This window comes from Geminicoccus sp. (genome assembly GCF_035556675.1).
GTDB lineage: Bacteria > Pseudomonadota > Alphaproteobacteria > Geminicoccales > Geminicoccaceae > Geminicoccus.
On sequence record NZ_DATMFZ010000352.1, the window covers coordinates 1 to 6,443 of the forward strand.

Genomic DNA, 6,443 nt, shown 5'->3' on the forward strand with positions numbered 1-6,443 from the left:
CGTCCGTGCCGGGCGGCAGCGGCAGGTTCAGGATGTTGCCATGGGCACCCCGCTCCCCCGCGGCACCGGTGCCGGGGTAGAGCGGCCACTGGTGGGTCGAGACGAACAGGGTCTGCGGGTCGTCCCAGAAGATCTCCTGGGTACCGTTGCCGTGGTGGACGTCGAAATCCACGATCGCGATGCGGCCCGCGCCATGGGCGGCCCGGGCATGGGCCGCGGCCACCGCGATGCTGTTGAACAGGCAGAAGCCCATGGCACGGCTGCTCTCGGCGTGATGGCCGGGCGGCCGCATCGCCGAGAAGGCGCGCTGGACCCGGCTTCCCAGCACCGCATCGACTGCCGCCACCGCACCTCCGGGTGCGCGCAGCGCTGCTGCGCGGCTGCCGGGCGAGACCACCGTGTCCGGGTCGAGCCGGGCCAGACCCTGGCTCGGGATCGCGTCCAGCACCGCGCGTACATAGGATTCGGCATGGACCGCCCGCAGGGCTGCCAGCTCGGCCTCAGGAGCGGTCTCGCGCAGCAGCCAGTCCGCCTCGATCCGGTCGAGCCCGGCCTGCACCGCTGCATAGCGCTCCGGGCATTCCGGGTGGCCCGGGCCGGTGTCGTGCTCGAGCGCGCTGTCGTGGAGGAAGACTAGGACGTTCACGCCGATCACACTCCGTTGGTCGTTCCTCGAGGCGAGGTTCAGCACGCGCCGCACTCCAGGTCTACCTCGCCGGATGTTGACATCCGGGCAGGAGCCCCCATCCTCTGCGCCGCCAAGGGGTGTTCGCCGCCGTGCGAACTGAGATCAAACCCGTCGAACCTGCTCTGGGTCATGCCAGCGAAGGGAGGCCAATGACCATGCCGTCCGCAGCGATCGGGCGGGTGCTCGACGCGATCCGCGCGCGTCGCCCACTCGTCCACAACATCACCAACTATGTCGTGATGAACACGACCGCCAATGCGCTGCTTGCGGTAGGTGCCTCTCCCGCCATGGTCCATGCCGAGGCGGAGGTCGAGGAGTTCGTCGGCATCGCCGATGCGCTGGTGATCAATATCGGCACCCTGTCCCCGCCCTGGATCGCGGCCATGCATCTGGCCGCGGCCAGAGCCAGGACGGCTGGCAAGCCATGGGTGCTGGACCCGGTGGGTGCCGGTGCCACGCGGCTTCGCACCGACACCGCGTTTGCCCTGCTCCAGCACCGGCCGACCCTGATCCGCGGCAACGGCTCGGAGATCGTGGCGCTGGCCGGCGGAATCGGCGCCACCCGCGGTGTGGACAGCACCGCTGGCGATGCCGCCTCCCTTGAGGCGGCCAAGGCGCTGGCTGCGGCGACTGGCAGCGTCGTGGCGGTCACCGGGCCCGTCGACCGGGTCACCGACGGGGCTTCGGTCTGGTCCTGCGCCAATGGCGATGTGCGGATGACGCGCGTCACCGGGCTCGGCTGCACGCTCACCGCGCTGAGTGCCGCCTGCCTCGCCGTGGAGCCGGAACCCGCCATTGCAGCACTGACCGCCTGCGCGATCCTGGGCGTGGCCGGCGAGATCGCGGCGTCGGCGACGAAAGGGCCGGGCTCGCTGCAGGTGGCGATCCTGGATCGCCTGGCTGATCTCGATGCCGCCACGCTCGAGCAACGGGCCAGGCTGTCGTGAGCCGCAGGGTCGATCTGCGCCTCTACGTGGTGCTGGACGAGGCCACCACCCCACCTGCCGCGTTCGCCGAGTTGGCAGAAGCCGCCGTTGCGGGCGGTGCCACCGCGATCCAGCTACGCGACAAGCGCTCCAGTGCCCGCAGCCTGATCGCCCTGGCCCAGGCGGTCCGGGCCAGGCTGCATGGCCGGAACGTGCCGGTGATCGTCAACGACCGGGCCGATCTGGCGCTGGCGGCCGGTGCCGACGGCGTGCATCTGGGCCAGGACGACCTGCCGGCGGAATACGCCCGCGCGATCCTGGGTGAAGACGCCATCATCGGCCTGTCGGTCACCTGCGAGGCCGAGATCGGCGCGGTCGACCCCGCCCTGGTCGACCATGTCGGCCTAGGCCCGATCTTCCCGACCGGCACCAAGCCCGATGCGGCACCGGCACTCGGCCCGGAACGATTCGCGACGATCCGGCGCCAGCTCGACCTGCCGGTGGTCGCGATCGGCGGGATCGGCCAGGGCAATGTCGCGGAAGCGATCCGGGCCGGGGCCGATGGGGTCGCCGTGGTGAGCGCGGTGGCCCGGGCGGCCGATCCCACCGCGGCCGCCCGGGCGCTCATGATCGAGATCGAACGCGCTGGCCGCGAATCTGGAAGACAATGATGATCCACAACATCCTGACGATCGCCGGCTCCGATCCCAGCGGCGGTGCCGGGATCCAGGCCGACCTCAAGACGTTCGGGGCGCTCGGCACCTATGGCTGTGCCGTGCTCACCGCGCTGACCGCACAGAACACCAGGCAGGTCACCGGCGTGCATCCCGTCCCGCCCGAGTTCGTGGCCCTGCAGATCGACACGCTGTTCGCGGATGTGCGGATCGACGCGGTCAAGGTCGGCATGGTGGCGACCGCCGAGATCGCCGGTGCGGTCGCAGGCTGCCTGCGTAACCACCAGGCCAAGCGGGTGGTGCTGGACCCGGTGATGGTCGCGAAAAGCGGCGACCGGCTCCTGGCCGAGGCGGCGGTGGCGGCCGTGCGGGAGGAGTTGGCGCCGCTGGCGGACCTGCTCATGCCGAACCTGCCGGAAGCGGCCGACCTCACCGGTCGCCCGGAGCCGACCGACCTCGCCGAGATGCGCGCCCTGCTCCCCGACCTGCTGGCGCTCGGGCCGAAGGCAGTGGTGCTCAAGGGCGGCCATCTGGGCACGGACGACGCACCGGACCTGTTCGCCGACGGCCAGCGGGTCGTGGAGCTGCCCGGGCGGCGCATCGCCACCAAGAACACCCACGGCACCGGCTGCTCCTATTCCTCGGCGATCGCCGCCCTCCTGCCCCGCCATGACGACCCGCTGGAGGCGGTGCGTGCCGCCAAGGCCTGGCTGAGCGGTGCCATCGCCCGGGCCGACCAGCTCGAGGTCGGCCAGGGCCACGGGCCGATCCACCACTACCACGCCCTTTGGAGCGAGCGATGACCGAGCCCTTCTCCGCCCGGATGCGCGCGGAAACCGCCGACCTGCTGGAGCGGATCCTGGACCTGCCGTTCAACCGCGAGCTCGCCGACGGCAGCCTGGAGACGGCACGCTTCCAGAACTACGTCATCCAGGACGCCATCTACCTGCTGGAATATGGCCGGGTGCTCGCCCGGATCGCCGCGGTCGCACCCGATCCCGACACGGTGGCGCTGTTCGCCAAGTCCGCCGAGGGCGCCATCCTGGTCGAGCGCGCGCTCCATGCGAGCTATTTCGAGAAGTTCGGGATCAGCAAGGAACAGGTGGCCGCGGCCGAGCCCTCGCCCGCCTGCCTGGCCTATACCGATTTCCTGCAGGCGAGCGTCGCGCGCGACGGGCTGGAGGTCGGCGCTGCCGCGATCCTGCCCTGCTTTAGGATCTACTGGGATGTCGGCCGCCGGATCGCGGCAGTGACCGTGCCGGACAACCCCTACGCCGCCTGGATCGACAACTATTCCGACCAGACCTTCGGCGACGCGGTGCTGGCCGCCGAGGCGGCGGTGGACCGCATGGCCGAGGCTGCCGGCGAGGCGACCCAGGCACGGATGCGCCGGGCCTATCACCGCTGCGCCCAGTACGAGTGGATGTTCTGGGACAGCGCCTACCGCATGGCCGGCTGGCCGGTCCGGGTCTGATCCCAAACACGAACGGCCGCCAGATCGGCGGCCGTTCCCAAGGGGTTATGCCCGGCGCTTCACAGCGTGCCGAGATAGGCCGCCGTGTCGTTCATCCGGTTGGAGAAGCCCCACTCGTTGTCATACCAGGAGGCAACGCGCACCATCTTGCCTTCCAGCACCTTGGTCGCCTTCAGGTCGACCGTCGAGCTGTGCGGGTCGTGGTTGAAGTCGATCGACACCAGGGGCTCGGCAGTGACGTTCAGGATGCCCTTGAGCGGGCCGCTGGCGGCCGCGGCCTTGAGCGCCTCGTTGATCTCCTCGACCGAGGTGTCGCGCGACGGCAGGAAGGTCAGGTCGACCAGCGAGACGTTCTTGGTCGGCACCCGGATCGCCACGCCGTCCAGCTTGCCCTTCAGGTCGGGCAGCACCAGCCCCACCGCCTTGGCCGCACCGGTCGAGGTCGGGATCATCGATTCGGTGGCGGAGCGGGCCCGGTAGAGGTCCTTGTGGAACACGTCCAGGAGGTTCTGGTCGTTGGTGAAGGCGTGGATGGTGGTCATGTGCCCGCGCACGATCCCCACCGCCTCGTGCAGCACCTTGGCGACCGGCGCCAGGCAGTTGGTGGTGCAGGACGCGTTGCTGATCACCGTGTGCCCAGCTTTCAGGTCCTGGTGGTTCACCCCGTAGACCACGGTGAGGTCGGCGCCGTCCCCGGGTGCCGAGATGATGACCTTCTTCGCCCCTGCCTGGAGATGGCCGGATGCCTTCTCCTTCGAGGTGAAGATGCCGGTGCACTCCATCACGATGTCGGCGCCGACATCGCCCCAGGCCAGCTTGGCCATGTCACGCTCGGCGGTCACCCGGATCGGACCGGTGCCGACATCCAGCGTGTCGCCCTCCAGTGTGACCTTGCCCGGGAACTTGCCGTGCACGCTGTCGTAGCGCAGCAGGTGCGCATTGGTGGCGGCGGGCGCCAGGTCGTTGATCGCGACGACCTGGACGTCCTGGCGGCCGCTCTCGGCGATGGCGCGCAAGACGTTGCGCCCGATCCGCCCGAACCCGTTGATGCCGATCCTGACGACCATGGTTGCTCCCATCCGATCATGCATGCCGGTGCAGGAGAGCACCGGCGACTTGCTGGCAGTTCTTCGCGCCTGCCCTCAGGCAGCGAGCTTGCGCTCGACCAGGGCCACGACCGCCTCCGCGGTGATGCCGAACTCCCGGTAGAGGGTCGGCGCCGGCCCGGACGCGCCGAAGCCGCGCATGCCGACGACATCATCCTCGCTTTCCACGAAGCGGGTCCAGCCGAATGGTGATGCCGCCTCGATCGCCACGCGCGGTGCGGTGCCCAGCACCAGCCCCCGATAAGCAGCGTTCTGCTGGGCGAAGAGTTCCCAGGACGGCATCGACACCACCGCGGCCGGCGTGCCGGCCTCTTCCAGGCGGCGCCGGGCTTCGAGGGCGATATGCACCTCCGAGCCGGTCGCGAGGATGGTGACCGCCCGCTCGCCCGACGCCTCGGCCAGCACATAGGCCCCCTTGGCGCACAGGTTCTCGGCACTGTCGGTGGTGCGGACCGCCGGCAGGTTCTGCCGGGACAGGGCCAGCACCGACGGCTTGTTCACCGTGTCGATCGCGATCTCCCAGCATTCCGCCGTCTCGACCGCATCGGCTGGGCGCAGCACCAGCAGGTTCGGGATCGCCCGGAGCGCCGCCAGATGCTCGACCGGCTGGTGGGTCGGCCCGTCCTCGCCAAGGCCGATGGAATCGTGGGTGCCGACCATGATCGAGCGGATGCCCATCAGCGCCGCCAGCCGGATCGACGGGCGGCAATAGTCGGTGAACACCAGGAAGGTGCCACCATAGGGGATCAGCCCGCCATGCAGGGCGATGCCATTCATCGCCGCCATCATGCCGTGCTCGCGCACGCCGTAATGGATGTAGCGGCCGGACAGGTCGTCGGGCGTGATCGAGGCGGTGGACGGCGTCTTGGTGTTGTTCGAGCCGGTGAGGTCCGCCGAGCCGCCGATCAGCTCCGGGATCTGGGCGGTGAGGACCTTGAGCGCCTCCTCCGACGACTTGCGCGTCGCCCAGTTCGGCCGCTCCTCGACCAGCTTGGCCTTGTAGGCCTGCATCGCCAGCCGGGCCGCATCCGACGGCTTCGCGGCCATCGTGGTGCGGAAGGCCTCGCCCTGGCTGGAGCCGGCCAGCCGCTCGCGCCACTCGGCGTGGAGGCGCGCCCCCTTCTTGCCGACCTCGCGCCAGGCGGACAGCGTCGCCTCGGGCAGCTCGAACGGCTGGTGCGCCCAGTTCAGCGCCAGCCTGGTCGCCTGGGCCTCTTCCTTGCCGAGCGGCGAGCCATGGACGCCATGGCCGCCGGCCTTGGTGGGCGCTCCCTTGCCGATGACCGTGCGGCAGGCGATCAGGGTCGGACGGTCATTGCCCTTGGCCCGCCGGATGGCCGCATCCACCGCGTCCGGGTCGTGCCCGTCCACCGCGTCGGTCGCCCAGCCATAGGCGGCAAAGCGCGCGGCCACGTCCTCCGACGACGCCATCGACACCTTGCCGTCGATCGAGATGCCGTTGTCGTCCCAGAGCACGATCAGCTTGTTGAGCTTCAGATGCCCGGCGAGCGCACCTGCCTCGTGGCTGATGCCCTCCATCAGGCAGCCATCGCCGGCGATCACGTAGGTGTGGTG

Annotated in this window: 7 protein-coding genes and 1 riboswitch; of the genes, 4 read left to right on the forward strand and 3 right to left on the reverse strand. The window is 70.0% G+C overall.

Annotated elements, in window-relative coordinates; all coding sequences use genetic code 11:
- Window positions 1–646: histone deacetylase family protein (locus VNS22_RS24780; protein ID WP_325737287.1), on the reverse strand; the 646-nt coding region annotated here is incomplete at its 3' end.
- 105 nt (window positions 647–751) lie between these two features.
- Window positions 752–849: riboswitch (TPP riboswitch) on the forward strand.
- Between VNS22_RS24780 and thiM the strand changes: the two genes are divergently transcribed.
- The 4 genes from thiM (at window position 838) to VNS22_RS24800 (ending at window position 3,762) form a co-directional block, all read left to right on the forward strand.
- Entirely contained in the window at window positions 838–1,635 is a 798-nt protein-coding gene (thiM, locus tag VNS22_RS24785; protein WP_349261889.1) for a hydroxyethylthiazole kinase, read from the forward strand. Its footprint overlaps the riboswitch before it by 12 nt.
- A complete protein-coding gene (gene thiE / locus VNS22_RS24790) occupies window positions 1,632–2,285 on the forward strand; it encodes a thiamine phosphate synthase (protein WP_325737291.1) in 654 nt (217 codons plus the stop codon). The genes thiM and thiE overlap by 4 nt, the downstream gene beginning before the upstream one ends.
- Window positions 2,285–3,091 (forward strand): bifunctional hydroxymethylpyrimidine kinase/phosphomethylpyrimidine kinase, encoded by an 807-nt coding sequence (gene thiD / locus VNS22_RS24795; RefSeq protein ID WP_325737293.1) that lies wholly within the window; start codon window positions 2,285–2,287, stop codon window positions 3,089–3,091. The genes thiE and thiD overlap by 1 nt, the downstream gene beginning before the upstream one ends.
- A complete protein-coding gene (locus VNS22_RS24800) occupies window positions 3,088–3,762 on the forward strand; it encodes a TenA family protein (protein ID WP_325737295.1) in 675 nt (224 codons plus the stop codon). The genes thiD and VNS22_RS24800 overlap by 4 nt, the downstream gene beginning before the upstream one ends.
- A gap of 59 nt (window positions 3,763–3,821) precedes the next feature.
- Here VNS22_RS24800 and gap read toward each other — a convergent pair whose 3' ends face one another.
- Window positions 3,822–4,829 (reverse strand): type I glyceraldehyde-3-phosphate dehydrogenase, encoded by a 1,008-nt coding sequence (gene gap / locus VNS22_RS24805; RefSeq protein WP_325737297.1) that lies wholly within the window; start codon window positions 4,827–4,829, stop codon window positions 3,822–3,824.
- Window positions 4,830–4,904: 75 nt separating this feature from the next.
- The coding region (locus VNS22_RS24810) for a transketolase (protein ID WP_325737298.1) at window positions 4,905–6,443 on the reverse strand (1,539 nt) is incomplete at its 5' end.